Raw genomic sequence first — 24190 nt, 5'->3', positions numbered from 1 at the left:
GCCTCCGCCGCGCGGGGCGCCCGGGCGGGCGCCCCGCGCGGCGGCACGGCCCCGGCGGGACCGGTGGTGCGCACGGTGTCGGCCCGATCCGATAGCTTTCTCAGCGGGAGTTCGGATCGAAGCTGGTGACGTGCACGATGACCACGAATTCGGAACAGGGGCGGACGACCACCGGGGACACCCGGCTGGACCGCGTCCTGGGGCGCAAGACGGCCAAGGCGCTCGACTCCGCGCTCGGCTTGAGCACGGTGGGCGATCTGCTGCGGCACTACCCGCGCCGCTACGCCGAGCGCGGCGAGCTCACCAAGATCTCCGGCCTGGAGATCGGCGAGCACGCGACGGTGCTCGCCCAGGTGGAGCGCGTCGGCAAGCGGAACATGCGCTCCCGCCGGGGCACGATCGTCGAAGCGCGGATCACCGACGGGCAGCGTTCGCTGATCTGCACGTTCTTCAACCAGGCGTGGCGCGAGCGGGAGCTGCAGCCGGGGCGGCGCGGCATGTTCGCGGGCAAGGTCACCGCCTACCGCAGCCAGCTCCAGCTGGCCCACCCGGAGTACCAGCTGTTCACTTCGGACGGCGCCGACGCGGACTCGGCCGCCGAGGAGTTCGCAGCAGCGCTGATCCCCGTGTACCCGGCCGCGCAGGGGATGCCGTCCTGGTCGATCGCCCGCTGCGTCCGGCAGGTGCTCGACGTCTGGGACGGCACCGACGATCCGCTCCCCGCTGAGGTCCGCGAACGCCACGAGCTGTCCGACTTGGAATCGGCGCTGCGCCGGATCCACCTGCCGCAGGACCACGCGGACGTGGAGGCCGCGCAGGAGCGGCTCAAGTGGGACGAGGCGCTGGCGGTGCAGCTGGCCCTGGCGCGGCAGCGCGCCGACGTCGAGCACCAGCCCGCGCCCGCGAGCCCGCCCCGGGAGAGCGGGCTGCTGAGCCGCTTCGACGAGCGGATCCCGTTCGAGCTCACCACGGGCCAGCGCGAGGTGGGCGAGCACATCGCCGCCGACCTGGCGGCCGAGCACCCGATGAACCGCCTGGTGCAGGGGGAAGTGGGCAGCGGCAAGACCGTGGTGGCGCTGCGCGCGATGCTGCAGGTGATCGACTCCGGCAGGCAGGCGGCGATGCTCGCGCCGACCGAGGTGCTCGCCGCCCAGCACGCCCGCTCGCTCGCGGAACTGCTCGGCGAGCTGGCGCGCGGCGGCGAGCTCGGCGCTGACGACGAGGCCACGCGGATCGTGCTGATCACGGGCTCGCTGCCGGCGGCGCAGCGCAGGCAGGCCCTGCTGGACGCGACCTCGGGGCGGGCCGGCATCGTCGTCGGCACGCACGCCCTGATCCAGGACCAGGTGTCCTTCGCCGACCTGGGGATGGTGGTCGTGGACGAGCAGCACCGCTTCGGGGTGGAGCAGCGCGACGCCCTGCGGGGGCGCGCCGGGGCGGGGATGTCCCCGCACGTGCTGGTCATGACCGCGACGCCGATTCCGCGCACGGTGGCGATGACCGTCTACGGCGATCTGGAGACCTCGGCGCTGCGGGAACTGCCGCACGGGCGCCCCCCGATCAGCACGAGCGTGGTGCCGGCGGCGGAGAAACCCGCGTGGCTGACCCGGGCGTGGGAGCGCATCCGCGAGGAGGTCGGCACCGGCCACCAGGTCTACGTCGTCTGCCCGCGCATCGGTGATGATCCCGATTCCCGGCGTTCCGAGGAGTCCACATCGGATTCAGACGAGGAAGGGGCGAGCAACCAGTCCGATGAGGACGCCGCAGGTGACTCCGGGAACGGGCAGCGGCAGCCGCTCGCGGTGCTCGACGTGGCCGAGCAGCTGCGCCGCGGCCCGTTGTCGGACCTGCGCATCGGCGAGCTGCACGGGAGACTGTCCTCCGAGGACAAGGACGAGACGATGCGCGCCTTCGCCGCGGGGGAGCTCGACGTGCTCGTGGCCACCACGGTGGTCGAGGTCGGCGTGGACGTGCCCAACGCGACGGTCATGGTCATCATGGACGCCGACCGGTTCGGCGTGAGCCAGCTGCACCAGCTGCGCGGCCGCGTCGGGCGCGGCCGCGCCCCCGGGCTGTGCCTGCTGGTGACCGAAGCGCTGGCGGGGACGACCACGCGCGAACGACTGGACGCGGTCGCCTCCACCACGGACGGGTTCGAACTCGCTCGGCTGGACCTGCAGCTGCGGCGCGAGGGCGACATCCTCGGAGCGGCGCAGTCGGGGCGCCGCTCCGGCCTGCGGATGCTCTCGCTGCTGCGGGACGAGGACGTCATCGCCCGGGCGCGGGAGGAGGCGGAGCGGCTCACCAGCGACGATCCGCGCCTCCAGCGCCACCAGGGCCTGCGGCGGATGGTCGACGAGCTGGTCGCCGACGAGCAGGCCGAGTACCTGGAGAAGGTCTAGTGGTGCTTTGTTATGTCACTGACGCCTGCCGTCGCGGGGCAGCCGCGATTGCCTCCCCTTCGACACGGCAGTGTCGAAGCGCCACCTGAGCAACCGGACCATCGGCGGGTTCTCCTGCGTGGCTCTCGCGAGGAAGGCGAGACGTGGTGCAGGTCGCTACTCGAGGTCGAGCACCCGGAGCGAGAGCCGTGCAGGAGGTTCCTCCCATCTGCCCCCAGCCGCCCGCCCTCAACCGTGCGCAAAACGACCTGACGAAGTCCTTCTCGGCCCCTCGCGCGGCCCGCGCGCACGGATCCGTGCTGCTGTGGGCGACGGAGCGCAGCGGCGACTCCTGCGAGGTCGCCGCGAAGATCCGGCACGTGCCGGTGCTGTCCGGGGATTCGGCGTTGGACCGCACCGCGGGGCAGCCGGCGACCGGGAGCTCCCGGTGGTCGACCGCGTTCTCGCGGCCCGCGCGCACGTCCTCCACGGTGGTCGGGAAGGGCGTGCGGACCAGCTGCTCCACCGGGCCGCTGCCGGTGGATTCCCAGGCGCACGCCGAGTCGCCGTGCATCTTGGGCATGTTCGGCGCAGGCCCGGTGGGGACTCGGCGCGGGTTCGGCGAGCGCCGCGGGGGCGTGCGGCGGGCGGGTCCGCGCCCCGCTGCTCGCCCCTTCTTACCTGAACGAAAAATTTCCAAAAATTTTCTCCTCCTGCTCGCTTGTGTCGCTGGCGAGTCCGTGCAGGTCATGAAGCTGATGCGCGTTTCACCACGCGGGAGGTTCTCCCGCTCCGGAGAAATTTCGCGGTAATGTTCGAGCATCAACCGACACCCGCCCGTAGGAGGTAGCCGGCAATGTTCCGCAAGGTGCTCGTCGCCAATCGCGGGGAGATCGCGATTCGAGCCTTCCGCGCCGCCTATGAACAGGGGGCCGGGACCGTCGCGGTCTTCCCGCACGAGGACCGCAACTCCATGCACCGGCTCAAAGCCGACGAGTCCTACGAGATCGGCGAACCCGGCCACCCGGTGCGCGCCTACCTCTCCGTGGACGAGATCATCGCTGCGGCGCAGCGCTCCGGCGCGGACGCGGTCTACCCCGGCTACGGGTTCCTGTCGGAGAACCCCGAGCTCGCGCGCGCCTGCGAGCAGGCCGGCATCACCTTCGTCGGGCCGAGCCACGAGATCCTCCAGATGACCGGCAACAAGGCCACCGCCGTGGCCGCCGCCGCCGAGGCGGGCGTGCCGGTGCTCGACTCCTCGGAGCCCTCCCGCGACCGCGACGAGCTGCTCGCGGCCGCCGAGAACATGCCGTTCCCCGTGTTCGTCAAGGCCGTCGCCGGCGGCGGCGGGCGCGGCATGCGGCGCGTCGACGACCCCGCCGCGCTCGGCGAAGCGCTCGACACGGCGATGCGCGAAGCCGAGTCCGCCTTCGGCGACCCGACCGTGTTCCTCGAGCAGGCCGTGGTCAACCCGCGGCACATCGAGGTGCAGATCCTCGCTGACACGCACGGAAACGTCGTGCACCTGTACGAGCGGGACTGCTCGTTGCAGCGGCGGCACCAGAAGGTCATCGAGCTCGCCCCCGCACCGAACCTCGACCCAGAGCTGCGCGAGCGGATCTGCGGCGACGCGGTGCGGTTCGCCCGCCAGATCGGCTACCGCAACGCCGGCACCGTCGAGTTCCTCGTCGACGAGCACGGCCGGCACGTGTTCATCGAGATGAACCCGCGCATCCAGGTCGAGCACACCGTCACCGAAGAGGTGACCGACGCCGACCTGGTGCAGTCGCAGATGCGCATCGCCGCCGGTGCGAGCCTGCCGGAGCTGTCCATGCAGCAGGACCAGATCCGGCTGCGCGGCAACGCGCTGCAGTGCCGCATCACCACCGAAGACCCGGCCAACGGGTTCCGCCCGGACACCGGCATGATCAGCGCCTACCGCTCGCCGGGCGGCGCGGGCATCCGGCTCGACGGCGGCACCGCGATGGCGGGCAACAGCATCAACGCGCACTTCGACTCGATGCTGGTGAAGCTGTCCTGCCGCGGCCGCGACTTCTCCACGGCCGTCGCACGCGCGCGCCGGGCCGTCGCCGAGTTCCGCATCCGCGGTGTGGCCACCAACATCCCGTTCCTGCAGGCGGTGCTCGACGACCCGGACTTCGCGGCGGGGCGCGTCACCACGTCCTTCATCGACGAGCGACCGCAACTGCTCACCGCGCGGCACTCCGCCGACCGCGGCACTCGGATGCTGACCTACCTCGCCGACGTCACCGTCAACCAGCCCAACGGCCCGCGGCCGACCGCCGTCGAACCGGTGGCGAAACTGCCCAAGCTGCACGGCGGTGCCGCACCGCAGGCCGGGTCGAAGCAGCGGCTCGACGAACTCGGCCCCGAGGGGTTCGCCGGCTGGTTGCGGCAGCGCTCCGCCGTCGGCGTCACCGACACCACCTTCCGCGACGCGCACCAGTCGCTGCTGGCGACCCGGCTGCGCACCAGGGACCTGCTCGAAGCGGCCCCGCACGTCGCCCGCGCGACCCCGGAGCTGCTGTCCGTGGAGTGCTGGGGCGGCGCCACCTACGACGTGGCGCTGCGGTTCCTCGCCGAAGACCCGTGGGAGCGCCTGGAGAAGCTGCGCGCGGCGATGCCGAACATCTGCCTGCAGATGCTGCTGCGCGGGCGGAACACGGTCGGCTACACGCCGTACCCCACCAAGGTCACCGAGGAGTTCGTCCGCGAGGCCACGGAAACCGGCATCGACATCTTCCGCATCTTCGACGCGCTCAACGACGTCGAGCAGATGCGCCCCGCGATCGAGGCCGTGCGCAACACCGGGTCCTCGGTCGCCGAAGTGGCGCTGTGCTACACCGGCGACCTGTCCGATCCGAACGAGGACCTGTACACGCTGGACTACTACCTGCGGCTGGCCGAGCGCATCGTCGAAGCGGGCGCCCACGTCATCGCGATCAAGGACATGGCCGGTCTGCTGCGCGCGCCCGCGGCGGCCACTCTCGTGTCGGCGCTGCGCGCTGAGTTCGACCTGCCGGTGCACCTGCACACGCACGACACCCCCGGCGGCCAGCTGGCCACCTACCTCTCCGCCATCCAGGCGGGGGTGGACGCCGTCGACGGCGCCAGCGCCTCCCTGGCGGGCACCACCTCCCAGCCGGCGCTGTCCTCGATCGTCGCTGCCACCGACCACACCGACCGGGCGACCGGGATCGACCTGCGGTCGGTGTGCGACCTGGAGCCCTACTGGGAAGCGGCCCGCCGCATCTACCAGCCCTTCGAGGCCGGCCTGGCCTCGCCGACCGGGCGCGTGTACGAGCACGAGATCCCCGGCGGGCAGCTGTCCAACCTGCGCACCCAGGCGCGCGCCCTCGGGCTCGCCGACCGGTTCGAGGAAGTCGAAGCGATGTACGCCGCGGCCGACCGCATGCTCGGGCGCCTGGTCAAGGTCACCCCCTCGTCCAAGGTCGTCGGCGACCTCGCGCTGCACCTCGTCGGAGCGGGGGTCTCCCCCGAGGACTTCGAGGCCGATCCCCGCCGGTTCGACATCCCCGACTCGGTGATCGGTTTCCTGCAGGGCGAGCTCGGTGACCCGCCCGCCGGGTGGCCGGAGCCCTTCCGCACGCGCGCGCTGGAGGGGCGCACCGCCACCCGGGGCGTCACCGAGCTGTCCGAGGAGGACGAGCAGGGGCTGCGGGAGAACCCGCGCGCCACGCTGAACCGGCTGCTGTTCCCCAAGCCCACCGCGACGTTGGAGGAGCACCGCGCCGCTTACGGCGACACGTCGCTGCTGCGCAGCAAGGACTTCTTCTACGGGCTCCGGCCGGGGGAGGAGTACTCCGTCGACCTCGAGCCGGGCGTGCGGCTGATCATCGCCCTGGAGGCGATCAGCGAACCCGACCAGCGGGGCATGCGGACCGTCATGGCCACGCTCAACGGGCAGATGCGGCCGATCCAGGTGCGGGACCGCTCGGTGGCCTCCGAACTGCCCGCAGCGGAGAAGGCCGACCGCACCGACCAGGGGCACGTGGCCGCACCGTTCTCCGGGGTCGTGACCCTCGCCGCGGCCGAGGGCGAGAGCGTCGACGCGGGTCAGACCGTGGCCACGATCGAGGCGATGAAGATGGAGGCCGCCATCACCGCGCCGCAGTCCGGGCAGGTCAAGCGCTTGGCGATCGCCGCCGTGCAGCAGGTGGAGGGAGGCGACCTCATCGTCGAGCTCGGGTGACCCCGGCTCCCGGTGCCGTGCCGCGGCACCCGCCCGGCCCGAGCTGCGGTCCGGCCGGAGCGCCCCGGGGGTGCTCCGGCCCCTCGGCCGGTCCCCTCGGCCGGTCCCCTCGTCCGGTCTCCGCGGCCGGTTCGCTCGTCCGCGTGAGCGCGGACGCGGTCGGAGCCGGGGCAGGCCGGCCTGAGAAGCCCCGCGACCAGCGGTTGGGGCATTTCTCGTGGGGGTTCAAACCACTCGTTCGCGTGAAGTGCTGGCGCGGGACCCGCGCCGAGCCGGTCAGCTGCTCCGGTCAGCTGGTCCGGTCGGCGAAGCCCGCGGGGAGTTCCTCCGGAGCGCGGAGCGTGTGCCGATCTCCCGCTTCCAGGGCAGTCAACTGATTCCTTGGAAAAACTAGATTCATCGGGCCTCTCGTGCCGCACCCGAGGTCCGGTGCTGGCCTCGCTGCCGTCCCGGGCAGCGACCTGCTGCCCCGCAGGACCTATCCTGGAGGTGAGGTCGTGCCCGGTGGAACGAGGAGGCCTGCGCCCGGGGGTTCGGGCATCTCCCGGGGAATGTCCGACAGCTCGGGGCGTCCGCGGAGCGGTCCCGGCGCGGTTCCGCAGGGCTCCAGGGCTCCGCGGGCTCGCCGGGGCGGCGCGGAGGGGATCGGCGGCGCGCCGGTAGCGCAACGGAGGAGGGTGCTCGTGACCCGCATCGTGGCCGGCAGCCTCGGGGGCCGGCGTCTGCACGTGCCGCAACGGGGGACCCGCCCCACGTCCGAGCGGGTCCGCGAGGCGGTGTTCAACGCGCTGGAAGCGATGCTCGACCTCGACGGCGCGCGCGTGCTCGACCTCTACGGCGGGTCCGGTGCCATGGGTCTGGAAGCCCTCTCCCGTGGTGCCGAGCACGCCCTGTTCATCGAATCGGACCGCCGCGCCGCGGAGACGTTGCGTGGCAACATCCGCTCGCTCGGCCAGCAGCGCTCGGCCGCCGTCACCGTGGCCAAGGCCGAATCCGCGCTGGCGGCGCACGCGGACGCGCCCTACGACGCGGTGCTGGCCGACCCGCCGTACGCGCTGACCGGAGCGCACCTGCGCGAGGTGCTCGAAGCGCTGGTCACCGGCGGTTGGGTGGCTGCGGGCGGCCTCGTCGTGATGGAGCAGTCCACCCGGGGCGACGCCTGGGAATGGCCGGAGCCGCTGCGGCAGACGCGCGTGCGCCGCTACGGCGAAACGGTGGTGTACTGGGCCCTCCACGAACCGGCGGACACCGAAGCCCCGGCGGACACCGAAGCCCCGGCGGACGCCGAACCCCCGGGCAGCGCCGGGGGAGTGGCGGACGCCGAGGCCTCCGCGGCGAGCGGGAACAGCTGAGTGGGCGCGTGGTGAGCCACACCACGCGCGCGTGGGGGAGGGTGCTATGCGCTGTTACGGTTCCGCCTCATGAGGCGCGCGGTGTGTCCGGGGTCGTACGACCCGGTGACGAACGGCCATCTGGACATCATCGAACGAGCCGCGAAGCTCTTCGACGAAGTCGTCATCGCGGTGCTGGAGAACAAGAACAAGAAGAGCCTGTTCACCGTGGACGAGCGGATGGGGATGCTCGCCGACGTCACGGCGAGCTGGCCGAACGTGCGCATCGACTCCTGGCACGGGCTGCTCGTCGACTACTGCCGGGACAACGGCATCGGTGCGATCGTCAAGGGGCTGCGCGCGGTCAGCGACTTCGACTACGAGCTGCAGATGGCGCAGATGAACCAGCGCCTGTCCGGTGTGGAAACGCTGTTCATGTCCACCAATCCGGAGTACAGCTTCCTGGCCTCCTCCCTGGTCAAGGAGGTCGCCACCTACGGCGGGAACGTGACCGGGCTGCTGCCGCCGAAGATCGAGCAGCGGCTGCGCGAGCGCCTGGCCGAGACCTCCTGAGGCTCGGAGTCCTGCGGTACCGGAGCTCTGCGGTGCCGGGGCTCTGAGGGGTCGGAGCTCTGCGGTGCCGGGGCCTGCTGGAACCTCGTCGGACCGCGGGAGCGGGCAGGACCCTCGCCGGCGTTCCCCGGTGCCGGGAGGCTCGGCGGGACCGCTTCCCGTGCGCAGGGGGCCCTTCCCGTGCGGCGATCCGGACCTTCCCGCGTTATCGCCCGGGCGGGTGAGAGTCCGACGTGTTCACGTCAACGCCCCTTCGAGGTCATCGAGCGCGGCTACGGTCAGCGACCATGCGGTGGATCACACGGAACAGCACCAGCACGCGCCCCCTCGTCGCCGCGCTCTTCGCCGCGGTGCTCGTCCTGGCACCCGCCGGGGCGGCCGCGGCCGAAGCTCCCGCGGCCGGAACCCCCGCAGCCGCGGCTCCGCCCGCGCAGGTGGCGGCCGCGCCGTGCGGTGACACGAGCGAGTTCGAACGCGTCGACCTCTCCCAGCTCCCGCCGGAAGCCGCCGACACGGTGGAGCTGATCCAGCAGGGCGGCCCGTTCCCGTACCCGCAGGACGGCCAGACCTTCGAGAACCGCGAGGGCATCCTGCCGGACTGCGCCGAGGGCTACTACGAGGAGTACACGGTGGAGACCCCCGGTGAGGACGACCGCGGTGCCCGCCGGTTCGTCGTCGGGCGGGGCGAGGAGTACTTCTACACCGCCGACCACTACGAGAGCTTCCGGCTGACCGACATCAACGCCTGACCGACCGCTCCGCCGAGCCGCCCCGGGACGTGCTGCGGCCGTGGACACGCGGATCGCCGAAATTGCGGGACGCGGCGGCCGATCAGGGGCAGACTGGCGGGGGCACTACCCGTGATCGCCGGTCGCGGGTGCTCTGACATGCTTGTCCCGAGGCGGCGACGACGGCAGGGGGATCAAGGTGTACCGGGTGTTCGAGGCTCTCGACGAGCTGGTCACGATCGTCGAAGAAGCGCGCAGCGTGCCGATGACGTCCGGTTGCGTGGTGCCGCGCGGGGACGTGCTGGAACTGCTCGACGACGTGCGGGACGCCATCCCGCGCGAGGTCGACGACGCCCAGGACGTGCTCGAGCAGCGCGACGACGTCGTGTCCAAGGCCGAGTCGCAGGCCGAGCAACGGCTCACCGAGGCGCGCCAGCAGGCCGAGCGCACCGTCTCCGAGGCCCGCGCCGAGGCCGAGCAGCTCCTGGCCGACGCGCGCGAGCAGGCCGACCAGGTGAAGGCCGAGGCCCGCGCCGAGGCCGAGCAGGCCGCGACGTCCGGGCGGCGGGAGTACGAGGACTACATCAGCCGTGCGCAGGCGGAGGCCGACCGGATGGTGCAGGCCGGGCGGGCGGCGTACGAGCAGTCCGTGCACGAGGGGAAGTCGGAGCAGTCCCGCCTGGTCACCGACACCGAGGTGGCCCAGGAGGCCCACGCCGAGGCCAAGCGCATCGTGGACCAGGCCAACAGCGACGCCGAGCGGCTGCGCAGCGACTGCGACGCCTACGTCGATTCGCGCCTGGGCGAGCTGGAGGACCTCCTCTCGCGCACCCTGCGGACCGTGGGCCGGGGCAGGCAGCAGTTGCGCACCCCGCTGAACCAGCCGTTCGACTACGAGGACTGGCAGGAGTCCGCCTCCGACCGCGCGCCGGCGAACTGAGCGGCGCACCGGCGGGTCCGCCGTTGCGGTGCTCGCGCGGCGGCGCGGGCCCTGTGTCAGGTGCGCGCGCTGTTCGCGTAGCCTGGACGGGCTGGCCTCGGGTGACGCCGTCACTCGGGATCGTCGCATCCGACCGCCGGCCCACTCATCGACCGCGTACCGAAAGCACGACCGGATCTGTGATGCCTGAGCAAGCCGACGCGCACGTCCCCGGGGACTCCTGGATCCTCGATGTCCGGGAACTGGCGCACCAGCCGGGGAGCAGCCGCGCGTACTCCCGGCAGGTCCCCGCTCCGGAGGGGTTCGGCCTGGACCTGATCTCGGTTCCGGCCGGTGCTGCGGTGCGGCTCGACGTGCTGGCGGAGTCCGTGGTGGAAGGCGTGCTGGTGTCCGGCACCGCCGCGGCGGAGCTGGCGGGCGAGTGCGCCCGCTGCCTGGACCCGGTCGCGGAGGAGGTCGAGGTCGAGGTGCGGGAGCTGTTCGCGTACCCGGACAGCGCGACGGACGCCAGCACCGAGGAGGACGAGGTCGAACGGATCGCGGACGATCAGATCGACCTGCAGTCGGTGGTTCGCGACGCGATGCTGCCCGCGATGCCCTCGGCCCCGGTGTGCTCCCCGGACTGCCCGGGGTTGTGCGCCGGCTGCGGGGCGAAGTGGGTGGACCTCGCCGCTGACCACACGCATGAGACCATTGATCCGCGCTGGGCCGCGTTGCGTGAGCGGTTCGGCGGGACCGAGAAGGAGAGCTAGTCGTGGCCGTCCCGAAGTTCAAGAAGTCCCGCTCCAACACTCGCCACCGTCGTTCGCAGTGGAAGGCGTCGGCTCCCACGGTTTCGGAGTGCCCGAATCGTTCGTGCCGTCAGCCGAAGCTGCCGCACACGGTCTGCCCGGCTTGCGGCCAGTACAAGGGTCGCCAGATCGGGCAGCCTGCCTGATCGGCGGTTGAGCTGTGGGGGGAAAGCAATCTCGGGGCCGCAAGGCCGACCGAAGTGCACTGTTGCGGGCGCTCGGCATCGAGATCGATGCCGAGCTGCTCACCCTCGCGCTGACGCACCGGTCCTACGCGTACGAGAACGGGGGACTGCCGCCGAACGAGCGGCTGGAGTTCTTGGGTGACGCGGTGCTGGGACTGGTGATCACCGACCGGCTGTACAACGACCACCCGGATCTTCCGGAGGGGCAGCTGGCGAAACTGCGCGCGAGCGTGGTCAACCAGCACGCGCTGGCCGGTGTGGCCCGCCAGCTCGGTGACGGCGGTCTGGGCAGTTACCTGCTGCTGGGGCGCGGTGAGGAGCTCACCGGCGGCCGGGACAAGGCGAGCATCCTCGCGGACGGGCTCGAAGCCGTGCTCGGGGCCGTGTACCTGCAGAGCGGTATCGACACCTCCCGCGAGGTCATCCACCGCCTGTTCGACCCGCTGCTGAACGAGGCCCCGCAGCGCGGGGCGGGGCTCGACTGGAAGACCAGCCTGCAGGAGCTCACCGCCGCCTCCTCGCTCGGCGTGCCCGAGTACCACGTCGACGAGCAGGGGCCGGACCACCGCAAGGAGTTCCACGCCTCGGTGTCCGTCGGTGGTGACGTGCTCGGCCGCGGTGACGGCCGCACCAAGAAGGAGGCCGAGCAGAAGGCCGCTGAGACCGCGTGGCGCGCGCTCTCCGAGAGCCAGGTCGCCGCGGGGGCCGAGGACGCGGCCGGAGCGGGCGCTTCGGAGTAGCCCCCCGACCGCCGAGGACGTGTCGTGCCTGAACTGCCGGAAGTCGAAGTCGTCCGCAGCGGGGTGGACGAGCACGTCGCGGGACGCACCGTCGCCGCGGTCGAGGTGCTGCACCCGCGCGCGGTGCGGCGCCACGTCCCCGGCGCGGACGATTTCGCCGCCCGCACGGTCGGACGCCGCGTGCGCGGCGTGCGGCGCCGCGGCAAGTACCTGTGGTGCGAGCTCGGCGCGGAGGAGCAGCCCACCGCCGCCGACGCCGGTTTCGGCGACTCCGTGGTCGTGCACCTGGGCATGAGCGGACAGCTGCTCGTGCAGCCCTCCGGTGCTGCCGACGAGCGGCACCTGCGGGTGCGGTTCCGCTTCGCCGACGGCGGTCCCGAGCTGCGGTTCGTGGACCAGCGCACGTTCGGCGGCCTGCACCTGGCCGAGCTCGTGCCCGCCGCCGGGCTCGCCGTGCCGAAGCCGATCGAGCACATCGCCGTCGATCCGCTCGAGGAGGCCTTCGACCTGGCCGCGCTCACCGAGCGGCTCCGCGCGCGCAGGACCGGGGTGAAGCGCGCGCTGCTGGACCAGGGGCTCGTCTCCGGCATCGGCAACATCTACGCCGACGAGGCGCTGTGGCGGGCGCAGCTGCACTGGGCCCGTCCCACTGCGACGATGAACCGCCCCGCGGTGCACCGGTTGTTCGACGCGGTCACCGCGGTGATGCGCGAAGCGCTGGAGGCGGGCGGCACCTCGTTCGACGAGCTGTACGTCGACGTCAACGGCGAATCGGGCTACTTCGAGCGTTCCCTGTCGGTGTACGGCAGGACGGGCCTGCCGTGCCCGCGCTGCGGTGCGGCGGTGCGCCGCGACGTGTTCATGAACCGCTCGGCCTACAGCTGCCCCGCGTGCCAGCCCCGCCCGCGCAACGCGCACTACTAGCAGGCGCGCTACCAGCAGGGCGTCCGGCGCGGGCTGAGCTGGTGCGGGGGAGGGGCTGGCCCGCGGGAGACCGGACTCAGACCTTCACGGTCGGGGCGTGCAGCTCGAACCAGGTGGAGAAGTCCAGCACGTGCTCGAGCAGGTTCCGCCCGCCGGCGCTGAGCTCGGCCGGTTCGGTTTCGGCGGCCTGGCGCACCTGGCCGGGGTCGAACAGGTCGAACGCCGGCTCCTGCCCGCCGAGCAGGTCGTGCACCTGGTGCTGCAGCGCTGCCGCGTACTTCGCGTCCTGCGTGGACGGGTAGGGGCTCTTGACGCGGTTGGCCACGGACTCCGGCAGGACGTCCGCCGTGGCGCCGCGCAGCAGGCTCTTCTCCCGCCCGTCGTGGGTCTTCAGCGACCACGGCGCGTTGAACGCGTACTCGACGAGGCGGTGGTCGCAGAAGGGCACGCGCACTTCCAGGCCGACCGCCATGGACAGGCGGTCCTTGCGGTCCAGCAGCATCCGCACGAACCGGGTGAGGTGCAGGTAGCAGATCACCCGCATGCGCCGCTCGAAGTCGGACTCGCCGGGAACGGTGGGCACTTCCGCGACCGCGCTGCGGTAGGAGTCGGCGAGGAACGTCTCCGCGTCGACGGCGCGGCGGACGTGGGGGTTCAGGGCTCGGAGGTGCTCGTCCGTGTGCGCGGAGGCGGCCGCCATCCAGGGGAACGTCTCGGCTCGCTGCACCCGGGGGTCGTGGAACCAGCGGTACCCGCCGAAGACCTCGTCGGCCGATTCGCCGGACAGCGCCACGGTGGAGTGCTCGCGGATGGCCTTGAACAGCAGGTACAGCGACTGGTCCATGTCGCCGAGGCCGGCGGGGATGTCGCGGGAGCGCACGGCGGCGCGTCGCACGGCCGGGTCGGCCAGCGCACCCGGGTCGAGCACGATGTCGCGGTGTTCGGACTGCACGTGCTCGGCCACGTCGTGCACGTACGGGCCGTCCGGGGTGTCGCGCATCAGGTCGGGCACGAAGTTCTCGGTCTGCCCGACGAAGTCGACGGCGAAGGTGCGCAGGGCCTCACCGGTGCCGCGGAGCTGCTCGGCGGACAGCGCGGTCAGCGCGCTGGAGTCGAGGCCGCCGGACAGCAGCACGCAGCGGGGGACGTCGCTGACGAGCTGGCGCCGCACGATGTCGTCGAGCAGTTCGCGGACGTGCGCGGTGGAGGTGCTCTGGTCGTCGGTGTGCTCGGCGGGTTCCAGGCGCCAGTAGGTGGTTTCGCGCACCCCCGTGCGGTCCACCGCGACCACGGTGCCGGGCTGCACTTCGCGCATGCCCGACCAGATGCCGTGCCCGGGTGTTTTGGTGTGCAGGAGGAGCTCCCGCAGGCCGTCGGCCTCGACGGTCTTCTCGGCCGCGGGGTTGGCCAGGATCGCCTTCGGCTCCGATCCGAACAGCACGCCGTGCTCGGTGGGGTAGTAGTACAGCGGCTTGATGCCCAGCCTGTCGCGGACGAGCACGAGCTGCTCGGTGCGGTTGTCCCAGATGGCGAAGGCGAACATGCCGTTGAGCCGCTCGGCGAGCTCGGTGCCCCACTCCAGGTAGGCGCGCAGCACGACCTCGGTGTCGCTGTCGGTGCTGAAGCGGTGCCCGCGGCTGCGCAGGTCCTCGCGGAGCTCGGTGAAGTTGTAGGTCTCGCCGCTGTAGACGAGGGCGACCTCGCCGTCGCGGACCGCGTCGCCGCTGCGGCCGGGCGTTCCGACGGGGGCGCCTGCCGCGGAGTTGTCGGTGGGGTCGCAGGTCATCGGTTGGGTGCCGCCGGGCAGGTCGATGATCGCCAGGCGTCGGTGCATCAGGGCCGCGTGCTGGGACACCCAGGTGCCGGCGGCGTCCGGGCCGCGGCAGGCCATGGTGTCCGACATGGACTCGAGCGTCGGGGTGTCACCGCGAAGATCGCGGTGGAAATCGATCCAGCCGCAGATGCCGCACATCGTGCGCTCCCTCGTTGGTACCGGTTGTGTGCTCGTTTCGACCGGCCGGTCGGTACCTCGGTTCGTTGCCCTGGACAACTTGTTAGTGACGTTAACGAAGAACTTCCGGGGTGGCCATCCGAGGGCGGAGTGACCTCGCCCACTCCCGATGCGGAGGGGAGAGGCGTGCGGTGCGCACCGGAACGCCGCGGTGCCGTGGGCCTGCCGCTCGCCGTTGCGGAGGTGGTGCCGCGCACAGCGCTCCGCACGATAGGAAGGGAAGCCACCGCACCGAACCGAAGGAGAGGTATGCCGACGGTCGTGGTCATCGCGGAAGCCCCCGACGCCGCACGTGCGTTCCGGGCCGTGCTGTCCCCGCACGGCTACGAGGTGCTCGACGCCACCGCCCCCGAGGAGGCCGAGCCCGACGCGCGCATCGTCGACTTCGGCGCGACCGCGGACGCGGGCGCCGTGGCGCGGCTGCGCACCCGCAGCGACGCACCCGTGCTCGCCGTGGCACCCCGGGACAGCCCCGGCCTGCGCGCGGAACTGCTCAACGCCGGTGCCGACGACTGCGTGAGCAGGCCCTTCGACGTCGGGGAGTTCCTCGCCCGCCTGCAGGCGGTCACGCGGCGCGGGAGCGGTGGCAGCACCCCCGACGTCGTGCGCACCCCGTCGTTCGCGGTGCACCTCGACGCGAAGAAGGTCGCGCGCGGCGAGATCGCCGTGCGCCTGACGCCGACCGAGTGGGCCATCCTCGAGATCCTCGTGCGCGCGGACGGCGCGCTCGTCAGCCAGCAGGACCTGCTGACCCGGGTGTGGGGCTCCGACTACGCCCGCCAGACCCACTACCTGCGCGGCTACCTGGCGCAGCTGCGCAGGAAGCTCGAACCGGAGCCGGACAGCCCGCGCCACTTCATCACCGAACCGGGGCGCGGCTACCGCTTCGAGATCTGACGGCTTCGAGGCGTGGCTACCCGATGTCGGGGGATCCCGCAGCGAGGCCTCGCCGGAGGCTCCCCCACTCGACCTGCCGCGCCAGCCGATCCGCGGAGTCCCTTCGAGCCCCGCCGGGCCCGCGCGCCGCGCCCGCCGCCCGTAGCCTGGGGCCGTGATCGAATTCGACGCACTCGTGGACCGCGCCCGGACCCTCGCCGCGAGCGGTGAGCGGGAACTGCTCGGCATCGCGGGCGCCCCCGCCGCGGGCAAGGGACGGCTCGCGAAGCTCCTGCTCGGCGCGCTGGGCGAGGACGCGGCGCTGGTGCCGATGGACGGGTTCCACCTGGCCAACGCCGAACTGCGGCGGTTGGGCAGCCAGGACCGGAAGGGTGCGCCGGACACCTTCGACGCGGCCGGGTACGTGGCGCTGCTGCGGCGCCTGCGCGAACCGGGGCGGCGCACCGTCTACGCCCCCAGGTTCCACCGCTCGGTCGAGGAGTCCTACGCGGCGGAGATCGCCGTGCCGCCCGAGGTGCCGCTGGTGATCACCGAGGGCAACTACTTGCTGCTCGACCGCCCGCCCTGGGACGAGATCCGCGGCCTGCTCGACGAGGCGTGGTTCCTCGCCCCCGACGACGGCGCGCGCGTCCAGCGGCTCATCGACCGGCACGTGCGGCACGGCCGCAGCCCCGAGCAGGCGCGCGAGTGGGTCGAGCGCAGCGACGAGAGCAACGCCGCGCTGATCGCGCCGACGAGGGAGCGGGCCGATCTCGTCGTGGACCTGGGGTGAGGGGACCGCGGCGCTTGTTCACCCGGACGAGGGGCTGCTCGAATCCGGTTGCTCCGAGCTGGTCGTCGGTTCGGGAGGGTCCGTCGTGCCCGTGCTCGTCGGCGGTGTGCTCGGTTCCGTCGGATCCGAGGTCGGTGTCGGATCGCTCGTCGGCTCCGGATCGTCGGTGGTCGGCGGCGGTGCGGGCGTGCTGGTCCCGGTGTCCGGCGGTTGCGGAGGCGGCGCGGGCGGGCGGTGCGGCGCGTCCGGTTCCGAGCGCGGCTGCTCCTGCGTGGTCGTCCCGGGCGCGTCCGCGGACTCCGAGCCCGCGGTCGTGGTCCGCGGGTTCTCGGACGACGAGGGCGCGGGCGGTGGCGGCTGCGGCGGCCGCGGACCCGACGAGGTGCTGGACTCGACTGCCGAGGTCGGTTGCAGCGTGATGTCCGGTCCCGCCTCGTCCGGGCGTTGCGAGGTGGCGACCATCGCCGCCGTCGTGGCGAAAACGGTGGCCACGCCCACGCCGGTGGCGGCGAGCACCAGCAGGCGCCTCGGCCGGGAGTCCGGGTCTTCCTGGTCCATCGCGGTCCTCGCGGATTCGGGTGGTCGGAGCAACACCGTAGCGACCGGGAAAACCGGGATGATCCGCAGGTCCGCGGGATGCGGGCGAGCGCACCCCGCGCACCCCGCCGTGCGGCGGTGGTGTGCCGCCGCCGCGGCGGGTCAGGCATGATGCGGATGTGACCGAAGCAGAGCAGGCGCGAGTGACGGCGTGGGTGCACGGACAGGTGCAGGGCGTGGGTTTCCGCTGGTGGACGCGGGCTCGCGCGCTGGAGCTCGGTCTGGTCGGCAGCGCCGCCAACAAGCCGGGCAGCCGCGTGGAAGTGGTCGCCGAAGGACCCCGGCGGGCCTGCGCGGAGCTGCTGGAGGCGCTGCGGTCCGGCGACACCCCGGGACGGGTCGACAACGTCGTGGAGCAGTGGGCGGAGCCCCGAGGCGGGCTGACGGAGTTCGTCGAGCGGTAGCGCCGCGCGGGAGCCGATGCGGGCCCGGTTCGGCGGTCACCCGGTAGGCTTCCGGTGGTGAAGCGCCGTGACCGGCGGCACCTCGTCACGCGGGAAGGTCGATCGACGCCGTGCACCTGAAGAGCCTGACGCTGAAAGGGTTCAAATCCTTCGCCTCGGCCACCACGCTGCGCTTCGAACCCGGCATCACCTGCGTGGTCGGACCGAACGGCTCCGGCAAGTCGAACGTGCTCGACGCCCTCACCTGGGTGATGGGCGAGCAGGGCGCGAAGGCCCTGCGCGGCGGGAAGATGGAGGACGTCATCTTCGCGGGCACCTCCGGGCGCCAGCCGCTGGGCCGCGCCGAGGTCACGCTCACCATCGACAACGCCGACGGGGCCCTGCCGATCGAGTACACCGAGGTCTCGATCACCCGGCGGATGTTCCGCGACGGCGCCAGCGAGTACGAGATCAACGGCGACACCTGCCGCCTGCGGGACGTGCAGGAGCTGCTGTCCGACTCGGGCATCGGCCGGGAGATGCACGTCATCGTCGGTCAGGGCCAGCTGTCCACGATCCTGCAGGCCAAACCGGAGGAGCACCGGCGGCTCATCGAGGAGGCCGCGGGCGTGCTCAAGCACCGCAAGCGCAAGGAGAAGGCGCTGCGCAAGCTGGAGGCGATGCAGGCCAACCTCACCCGGTTGACCGATCTCACCAGCGAGCTGCGGCGGCAGCTGAAACCGCTGGGCAAGCAGGCCGAGATCGCCCGCAAGGCGCAGACGGTGCAGGCGGACCTGCGGGACGCGCGGCTGCGGCTGCACGCCGACGACCTCGTCTCCGCCCGCCAGGAGCTCGCCAAGGACGAGGCCGACCAGGAAGCCGCCCGCGCCAAGCGGGCCGAGGTGGAGACCCAGCTGCAGCACGCCCAGGCCACGGAGAAGTCGCTCGAGGAGCAGGCGGCGGCCGACGCGCCGCGGCTGAACGAGGCGCAGGACACCTGGTACCGGCTGTCCGCGCTGGAGGAGCGCCTGAGCGGCACGCTGCGGCTGGCCCAGGAACGGCACCGCCACCTCAGCGCCGCGCCCACCGAGGAGCAGCGCCCCGGGCGCGACCCGGAGGAGCTCGAAGCCGAGGCCGACGAGGCCGAGGAGCAGGAGGTCGAGCTCCGCGAGGAGACCGAGCAGGCCCGCGAGGCGCTGAACCGCACCACCGAGCGGCGCAAGGAGCTCGACACCGCGGCCCAGCAGGCCGAGCAGGAGCACCTCGCCGCCGTGCGCGCGATCGCCGACCGGCGCGAGGGGGTGGCCAAGCTCTCCGGTGAGGTGGAGTCCACCCGCAGCACCCTCAGCGCCACCGCCGACGAGATCGAGCGGCTCACCGCTTCGCTGCAGGAAGCCGGCGAGCGCGCGGAGGAAGCCGAACGCGCCCGCGCCGAGGCCGAGGACGCCACCGGGGAGGAGGACTCCGGTGAGGAGCACCTGCAGGAGAGGCTGAGCAGCACCACCCGGGGACGCGACGCCGCGCGGGAGCGCGTCGCCGAGCTCACCAGGTCCGAGCGCGCCGCCGAGCAGGAGATCGCCTCCTGGAAGGCGCGCGTGGAGGCGCTGTCCATGGGCCTGAACCGCAAGGACGGAGCGGGCGCCCTGCTGCAGGCCGGCGAACGCGTGCCCGGCCTGCTCGGTGCCGTCTCCGCGCTGCTGACCGTGGAGAGCGGTGCCGAGGTGGCGCTGGCCGCCGCGCTCGGCAGCGTCGCCGAGGCGGTCGCGGTGCGGGGCGTCGACGACGCGGCCGCCGCGCTGCGGCTGCTGCGCGGTGACGAGTCCGGGCGCGCCGCGGTGCTCGTCGGTTCGGAGGCGGCCACCACCGACCGCTCCTGCTGGCCCGCGCTGGACGGGGGAGCCCGCTGGGCGGTCGACCTCGTGGCGGCCCCGGAAGCGCTGCGCCCGGCCGTGCTGCGGGCGCTGGACCGCGTCGCCGTGGTGGACGACCTGGACACGGCCTCGGACCTGGTCCGGCGGCACCCCGAGGTGCGCGCGGTGACCACCTCCGGCGACGTCCTCGGGGCGCACTGGGCCAGCGGCGGCTCCGAGGACGCGCAGAGCGCGCTCGAGGTCCGCGCCGCCGTGGACGAGGCGGAGCAGGAACTCGCCGCGGCGCATCGCCGGCTGGAGCAGCACTCGGCCGCGCTGGAGGGCGCCCGCGCCGAGGAGGAGTCGCGCAACGCGGAACTGCGCGCGGTGCAGGAGGAGATCAACGAGACCAAGGTGCGCCGCGCCCGCAGCAGCGAGCGCATCAACAGCCTGCGCAAGGCCGCCGAGTCCGCCCAGGCCGAAGTGCAGCGGCTGACCAAGCAGCGCGCCGAGGTGGAGCAGTCGCGGGAGAAGTCCCAGATGCGGCTGGCCGCCCTGGAGGAGCAGCTGGCCGCGGTGCAGACCGAGCAGGAGGAGGCGCCCGAGCCGGACACCACCGAGCGGGACCGGCTCAACGAGGAGCTCACCCAGGTGCGCCAGCAGGAGGTGGACGCGCAGCTGACCCTGCGCACCGCCGAGGAGCGGGCCCGCTCGGTGCAGGGGCGCGCCGACCAGCTGCGCCGCGCCGCGCGCCACGAGCGGGAGGCCCGCGCCCGAGCCGAGGCCGCGCGCCAGGCCCGCGAACGCGGCGCCCGCGTCGCCCGCGCCGTGGTGGAGGGCGCCGAGCAGGCCGCGGAGCGCATCCGCACCTCGCTGCGGGCGGCCACCGAAGCGCGGGACGAGGCGCAGCGCAAGCAGGCGGAGAACGAGCAGGCGCTGAACACGGCGCGCCAGCAGGTGCGCGAGCTCGGCGGCGAGCTGGAGAAGCTCACCGACGCGATGCACCGCGACGAGGTCGTCCGCGCCGAGCAGCGGATGCGCATCGAGCAGCTGGAGAACAAGATCGTCGAGGAGTTCGGCGTCGCCCTCGACGACCTCGTCGCCGAGTACGGGCCGGACGTGCCGGTGCCGCCGAGTGCGGCGGAGATGGCCGAGTACGAGGCGGCGAAGGAGCGCGGCGAGCAGGTCAGCGAGCCGCCGTCGGTGCCGTACGACCGGTCCGAGCAGGAGCGCCGGGCCAAGCGCGCCGAGAAGGACCTGCAGCAGCTGGGCAAGGTCAACCCGCTGGCGCTGGAGGAGTACGCGGCGCTGGAGGAGCGCTACAAGTACCTCTCCAACCAGCTGGAGGACCTCAAGGCCACGCGGCGGGACCTGCTGGACGTGGTCAAGGAGGTCGACGAGAAGATCCTGGAGGTCTTCTCCTCGGCGTTCCAGGACGTCGCCGCCGAGTTCGAGAAGGTCTTCTCCGTGCTGTTCCCCGGCGGGTCCGGGCGGCTGACGCTGACCGACCCGGAGGACATGCTCACCACCGGCGTCGAGGTGGAGGCGCGCCCGCCGGGCAAGAAGGTCAAGCGCCTGTCGCTGCTGTCCGGTGGGGAGAAGTCGCTGACGGCGGTGGCGATGCTCGTGGCGATCTTCCGCGCCCGCCCCTCGCCGTTCTACGTGCTCGACGAGGTCGAGGCCGCGCTGGACGACACGAACCTGCGGCGGCTGATCACCCTGCTGGATCAGCTGCGCACCACCTCGCAGCTGCTCATCATCACGCACCAGAAGCCGACGATGGAGATCGGCGACGCGCTCTACGGCGTGAGCATGCGCGGCGACGGCATCACCGAGGTGATCTCCCAGCGGCTGCGCTCGGAAGCGGAGCTCGGCCAGACCGCGGGTGCCGACCCGGTCGAGGTGGCCGCGGGCACCGGTGCGGACGCGGCCGAGCAGGCGGGAACCGGGTCCCCGGATGCCGGGCCCTCGGATACCGGGCAGGAGGGCACCAGCTCGGCGGGCGGCGGGGACGACGCCGCGGAGTGAGCGCGTGCTGCGCCCGCCGCGGGCCCGCCGGAGCCAACGCGGCTACCGCGGCGGGTGGCTGGCCGCACCCCGCGGACCCGCGGCGGGCTCCCCAACCCCGGAGTCGCGTCCCGCGGGTGCACGCCCCTGCCCGCGGGTGCTCACTCGGTCCCGGAGCGCTCGCCGCGCCGCTGCGGCGCCGGGTGCAGCAGCGACAGCGCGGTGCCGACGAGCAGGGTGACGACCACGCCGGCCGGCGTGTACCAGGGGAAGGCCAAGCTGCTGGTGCCGCCCTCCCCGTCGGGCAGGCGCACGCCGTAGCCGAGCGCGGCCACCACGGCCAGCGTGACCACGAACGCGGCGATCGCGTCGGACTGGCGGGCGCGGCGCACGAACAGCCCGAGGGCGAACGCGCCGAGCAGCGCCCCGTAGGTGTAGCTGGCGATCGCCAGGCCGACCTCGACGACCGGGTTGTCGGTGCTGGTGAACATCACGCCGAACAGGACGAACACCGCCGCCCACACCAGCGTCCACAGCTTGCCGAGCCGCAGGACGCGCGCGTCCTGCCCGCCGGTGACCTTGCGGTAGATGTCGGTGACCGTCGACGTCGACAGCGAGTTCAGCGTCGACGACAGGGTGCTCATCGCCGCGGCGAGGATGCCCGCGATGAGGACGCCGGACAGCCCCGGCGGCAGCTCGGTGACGATGAACGTGGGGAAGAGCTCGTCATCGCTGGCCATGCCCATCGACTCGGGCGAGGCCCCGCGGTAGAAGACCCACAGCAGCGCGCCGACGAACAGGAACAGGGCGAACTGGAGGAACACCACCACGCCGCTGGAGATCAGCGCGCGCCGGCCGTCCTGGACGGTGCGGCAGGCCAGCAGGCGCTGCACCATCAGCTGGTCGGCGCCGTGCGAGGCCATCGCGAACAGCGCTCCGCCGAGCACCGCGGTGATCAGGGAGTACTGGTCGGTGAGGATCGGCGCGCCGGGGTCGAACAGCTGGAGCTTGCCCGCCTCGGCGAGGCTGCCCAGCCACCCGTCCGGCAGCCGGCCGACGAGGAAGCCGATCACGGCGAGGGCGCCGAGCACGTAGACGACCATCTGGATCACGTCGACCCACACGACCGCTCGGATCCCGCCGAAGTAGGTGTAGACGACGGTCAGCGCGGCCAGCGCCAGGATGATCTGCCAGTAGGACGTCCCCAGGCCGAACGCGTCGAGCATGACCTTGACCGGGATGGCGGTGGCGAACAGCCGCAGCCCGTCCGCGAGCAGCCGCGTCACCAGGAACGTCACCGAGGCGGTGGCCTGCAGCCCACCGCCGAAGCGCTGCCCCAGGAACGCGTAGGCGCTGACCAGGTCGCCGGCGTAGTAGCGGGGCAGCAGCCAGAACGCGACGACGACGCGGCCGATCAGGTAGCCGATCGCCAGCTGCAGGTAGGTGAACGAGCCCAGGTAGGCCACCGTCGGCACGCTGATCACCGTCAGCGTGGACGTCTCGGTGGCGACCACCGACAGGCACACCGCCCACCACGGCAGCGCGCGGTTGCCGACGAAGTAGTCGCGGGCGGTGCGCTGCCGTCCGCTGAGCAGCAGGCCGAGCGCGGGCATCGCCAGCAGGTAGACGACGATGATCGCGATGTCCACCGAACGCATGGTCACTCCTCGGGCAGGCCGCCGATGCGCAACCGCCGGGGCGGTTCGACGGGGGTGGGCAGGTGCAGGGGGCCCGCGCCCGGGGTGATGGAGCCGAGCACGCGCGGGCCGCGCGCGCCCGTTCCGCCCCGGAGCGTGCCGGGAAGGCCGTGCAGGGTGAGGAACCCGAGCAGCGCGGCCAGGTAGGCCTCCTTCGCCGGGGCGGGCAGGCCGAGGTCGTCGCTGTGCACGAGCCGTCGCCCGTGCACGTGGAGGTGCTCGCGCAGGGCGCGCACGAGCACGGGGTTGCGCACTCCGCCGCCGGAGGCCACGACCACGTCCACCCGGTGCCGCTCGCAGGCCTCGGCGATCGTGGTCGCGGTGAACTCGGTCAGCGTGGCCAGCAGGTCGTGGGGGGTGAGCTCCTCGAGCTCCGCCGTGGCCGCGCGCAGGTAGGTGGCGTTGAAGTGCTCCTTGCCGGTGGACTTCGGCGGCCTGCGGCTCAGGTACGGGTCCGCGAGCAGGCGGTCGAGCAGGTCGTGCCGGACGCGCCCGCGGGCGGCCAGCGCCCCGCCGGTGTCCCGCGCGGCGTCGGTGTACCAGGAGGCGGCGACGTCGAGCAGCGCGTTGCCCGGCCCGGTGTCGAAGGCCAGCAGGCGGTCCTCGTCGACGACGGTGAGGTTGGCGATGCCGCCGATGTTCAGCGCGGCGTGCACCTCCGTCCGGTCGGCGAGCCACAGCGCGTCGAGGGCGCTCGCCAGCGGTGCGCCCTGCCCGCCCGCGGCGATGTCGCGGGCGCGGAAGTCGTGCACCACGGGCAGACCGGTCGTCTCGGCGATCCACGCGGGTTGCCCGAGCTGGAGGCTGCCGAGCGCGGTGCCCTGCTCGACCCAGTGGTACAGCGTCTGCCCCAGGGAAGCGACCAGGTCGGCGCTGCCCCCGGCGAGTTCGACGCCGCGCCGCGCGGCGAGCGCGAAGCACTGCCCGACGGCGGTGTCCAGGTGGCACACCTGCGCGGCGGTCACCGGGGCGGGCGGCAGGGCGCTGGTGAGGTCGGTGCGCAGCGAGTCCGGGTAGTCGATCTCGGTGTGCCCGAGCGGCTCCAGGTGGAGCGTCCCCCCGCGCAGGCGCAGTGCGCAGGCGGCGACGTCCACGCCGTCCAGGGAGGTGCCGGACAGCACCCCGATCGCTCGCCAAGTGGCCACGCCC

18 protein-coding genes are annotated in these 24190 nt (G+C 72.8%); 14 read left to right on the top strand and 4 right to left on the bottom strand.

Annotated elements, in window-relative coordinates; genetic code table 11:
• Positions 1-137: 137 nt before the first annotated feature.
• From recG to mutM, 10 genes are all read left to right on the top strand, one after another.
• Entirely contained in the window at positions 138-2402 is a 2265-nt protein-coding gene (recG, locus tag ACVGV0_RS18340; protein ID WP_459156927.1) for an ATP-dependent DNA helicase RecG, read from the top strand.
• A gap of 835 nt (positions 2403-3237) precedes the next feature.
• Positions 3238-6615 (top strand): pyruvate carboxylase, encoded by a 3378-nt coding sequence (locus ACVGV0_RS18335; RefSeq protein ID WP_459156926.1) that lies wholly within the window; start codon positions 3238-3240, stop codon positions 6613-6615.
• 683 nt (positions 6616-7298) lie between these two features.
• Entirely contained in the window at positions 7299-7967 is a 669-nt protein-coding gene (rsmD, locus tag ACVGV0_RS18330) for a 16S rRNA (guanine(966)-N(2))-methyltransferase RsmD (protein WP_459156925.1), read from the top strand.
• Positions 7968-8036: 69 nt separating this feature from the next.
• Positions 8037-8519: a pantetheine-phosphate adenylyltransferase gene (gene coaD / locus ACVGV0_RS18325; RefSeq protein ID WP_459156924.1), complete on the top strand. Its 483-nt coding sequence runs from the start codon at positions 8037-8039 to the stop codon at positions 8517-8519.
• A 287-nt stretch (positions 8520-8806) separates the two neighbouring features.
• Entirely contained in the window at positions 8807-9268 is a 462-nt protein-coding gene (locus ACVGV0_RS18320; RefSeq protein WP_459156923.1) for a guanyl-specific ribonuclease, read from the top strand.
• Positions 9269-9446: 178 nt separating this feature from the next.
• Positions 9447-10187, top strand: coding sequence for a DivIVA domain-containing protein (locus tag ACVGV0_RS18315; RefSeq protein ID WP_459160053.1), 741 nt, complete (start codon positions 9447-9449; stop codon positions 10185-10187).
• 182 nt (positions 10188-10369) lie between these two features.
• The gene (locus ACVGV0_RS18310; RefSeq protein WP_459156922.1) at positions 10370-10939 is read left to right on the top strand and encodes a YceD family protein; all 570 of its coding nucleotides are present in this window, start codon (positions 10370-10372) and stop codon (positions 10937-10939) included.
• 2 nt (positions 10940-10941) lie between these two features.
• Positions 10942-11124, top strand: a complete 183-nt coding sequence (gene rpmF, locus ACVGV0_RS18305) for a 50S ribosomal protein L32 (RefSeq protein WP_459156921.1) — start codon at positions 10942-10944, stop codon at positions 11122-11124.
• A 14-nt stretch (positions 11125-11138) separates the two neighbouring features.
• Positions 11139-11903: a ribonuclease III gene (gene rnc / locus ACVGV0_RS18300; protein ID WP_459156920.1), complete on the top strand. Its 765-nt coding sequence runs from the start codon at positions 11139-11141 to the stop codon at positions 11901-11903.
• 24 nt (positions 11904-11927) lie between these two features.
• Positions 11928-12827, top strand: coding sequence for a bifunctional DNA-formamidopyrimidine glycosylase/DNA-(apurinic or apyrimidinic site) lyase (gene mutM, locus ACVGV0_RS18295; protein ID WP_459156919.1), 900 nt, complete (start codon positions 11928-11930; stop codon positions 12825-12827).
• A gap of 76 nt (positions 12828-12903) precedes the next feature.
• Here mutM and asnB read toward each other — a convergent pair whose 3' ends face one another.
• Positions 12904-14799, bottom strand: a complete 1896-nt coding sequence (gene asnB, locus ACVGV0_RS18290) for an asparagine synthase (glutamine-hydrolyzing) (protein ID WP_459156918.1) — start codon at positions 14797-14799, stop codon at positions 12904-12906.
• Between the two features lie 288 nt (positions 14800-15087).
• Here asnB and ACVGV0_RS18285 point away from each other — a divergent pair, with 288 nt between their 5' ends.
• Together ACVGV0_RS18285 and ACVGV0_RS18280 are read left to right on the top strand one after the other, a co-directional pair.
• Positions 15088-15735, top strand: coding sequence for a winged helix-turn-helix domain-containing protein (locus ACVGV0_RS18285; RefSeq protein ID WP_459156917.1), 648 nt, complete (start codon positions 15088-15090; stop codon positions 15733-15735).
• Positions 15736-15889: 154 nt separating this feature from the next.
• Complete coding sequence (locus ACVGV0_RS18280; RefSeq protein WP_459156916.1) at positions 15890-16507, top strand: nucleoside/nucleotide kinase family protein; 618 nt, start codon at positions 15890-15892, stop codon at positions 16505-16507.
• A gap of 18 nt (positions 16508-16525) precedes the next feature.
• On the opposite strand, the gene ACVGV0_RS18275 is transcribed toward ACVGV0_RS18280, so the two are convergent.
• The gene (locus tag ACVGV0_RS18275; RefSeq protein ID WP_459156915.1) at positions 16526-17065 is read right to left on the bottom strand and encodes a hypothetical protein; all 540 of its coding nucleotides are present in this window, start codon (positions 17063-17065) and stop codon (positions 16526-16528) included.
• A 158-nt stretch (positions 17066-17223) separates the two neighbouring features.
• Here ACVGV0_RS18275 and ACVGV0_RS18270 point away from each other — a divergent pair, with 158 nt between their 5' ends.
• A complete protein-coding gene (locus ACVGV0_RS18270; protein WP_459156914.1) occupies positions 17224-17508 on the top strand; it encodes an acylphosphatase in 285 nt (94 codons plus the stop codon).
• 110 nt (positions 17509-17618) lie between these two features.
• Complete coding sequence (gene smc, locus ACVGV0_RS18265) at positions 17619-21365, top strand: chromosome segregation protein SMC (protein ID WP_459156913.1); 3747 nt, start codon at positions 17619-17621, stop codon at positions 21363-21365.
• 140 nt (positions 21366-21505) lie between these two features.
• Here smc and ACVGV0_RS18260 read toward each other — a convergent pair whose 3' ends face one another.
• The gene (locus tag ACVGV0_RS18260; protein WP_459156912.1) at positions 21506-23002 is read right to left on the bottom strand and encodes a sodium:solute symporter; all 1497 of its coding nucleotides are present in this window, start codon (positions 23000-23002) and stop codon (positions 21506-21508) included.
• Positions 23003-23004: 2 nt separating this feature from the next.
• On the bottom strand, positions 23005-24186 hold the full coding sequence (locus tag ACVGV0_RS18255) for an anhydro-N-acetylmuramic acid kinase (protein ID WP_459156911.1): 1182 nt from the start codon (positions 24184-24186) through the stop codon (positions 23005-23007).
• Positions 24187-24190: the final 4 nt, after the last annotated feature.

Source organism: Salinifilum ghardaiensis, assembly GCF_054491345.1.
Note: the sequence above shows the minus strand (reverse complement) of the source record. Positions and strands in the feature narration are given on the sequence as shown.

Coding starts and splice junctions, on each gene's coding strand:
- ACVGV0_RS18320 (WP_459156923.1), top strand. CDS start 8,807: ATGCGGTGGATCACACGGAACAGCACCAGCACGCGCCCCCTCGTCGCC.
- ACVGV0_RS18275 (WP_459156915.1), bottom strand. CDS start 17,065: ATGGACCAGGAAGACCCGGACTCCCGGCCGAGGCGCCTGCTGGTGCTC.
- ACVGV0_RS18310 (WP_459156922.1), top strand. CDS start 10,370: ATGCCTGAGCAAGCCGACGCGCACGTCCCCGGGGACTCCTGGATCCTC.
- ACVGV0_RS18285 (WP_459156917.1), top strand. CDS start 15,088: ATGCCGACGGTCGTGGTCATCGCGGAAGCCCCCGACGCCGCACGTGCG.
- ACVGV0_RS18335 (WP_459156926.1), top strand. CDS start 3,238: ATGTTCCGCAAGGTGCTCGTCGCCAATCGCGGGGAGATCGCGATTCGA.
- coaD (WP_459156924.1), top strand. CDS start 8,037: ATGAGGCGCGCGGTGTGTCCGGGGTCGTACGACCCGGTGACGAACGGC.
- asnB (WP_459156918.1), bottom strand. CDS start 14,799: ATGTGCGGCATCTGCGGCTGGATCGATTTCCACCGCGATCTTCGCGGT.
- ACVGV0_RS18260 (WP_459156912.1), bottom strand. CDS start 23,002: ATGCGTTCGGTGGACATCGCGATCATCGTCGTCTACCTGCTGGCGATG.
- recG (WP_459156927.1), top strand. CDS start 138: ATGACCACGAATTCGGAACAGGGGCGGACGACCACCGGGGACACCCGG.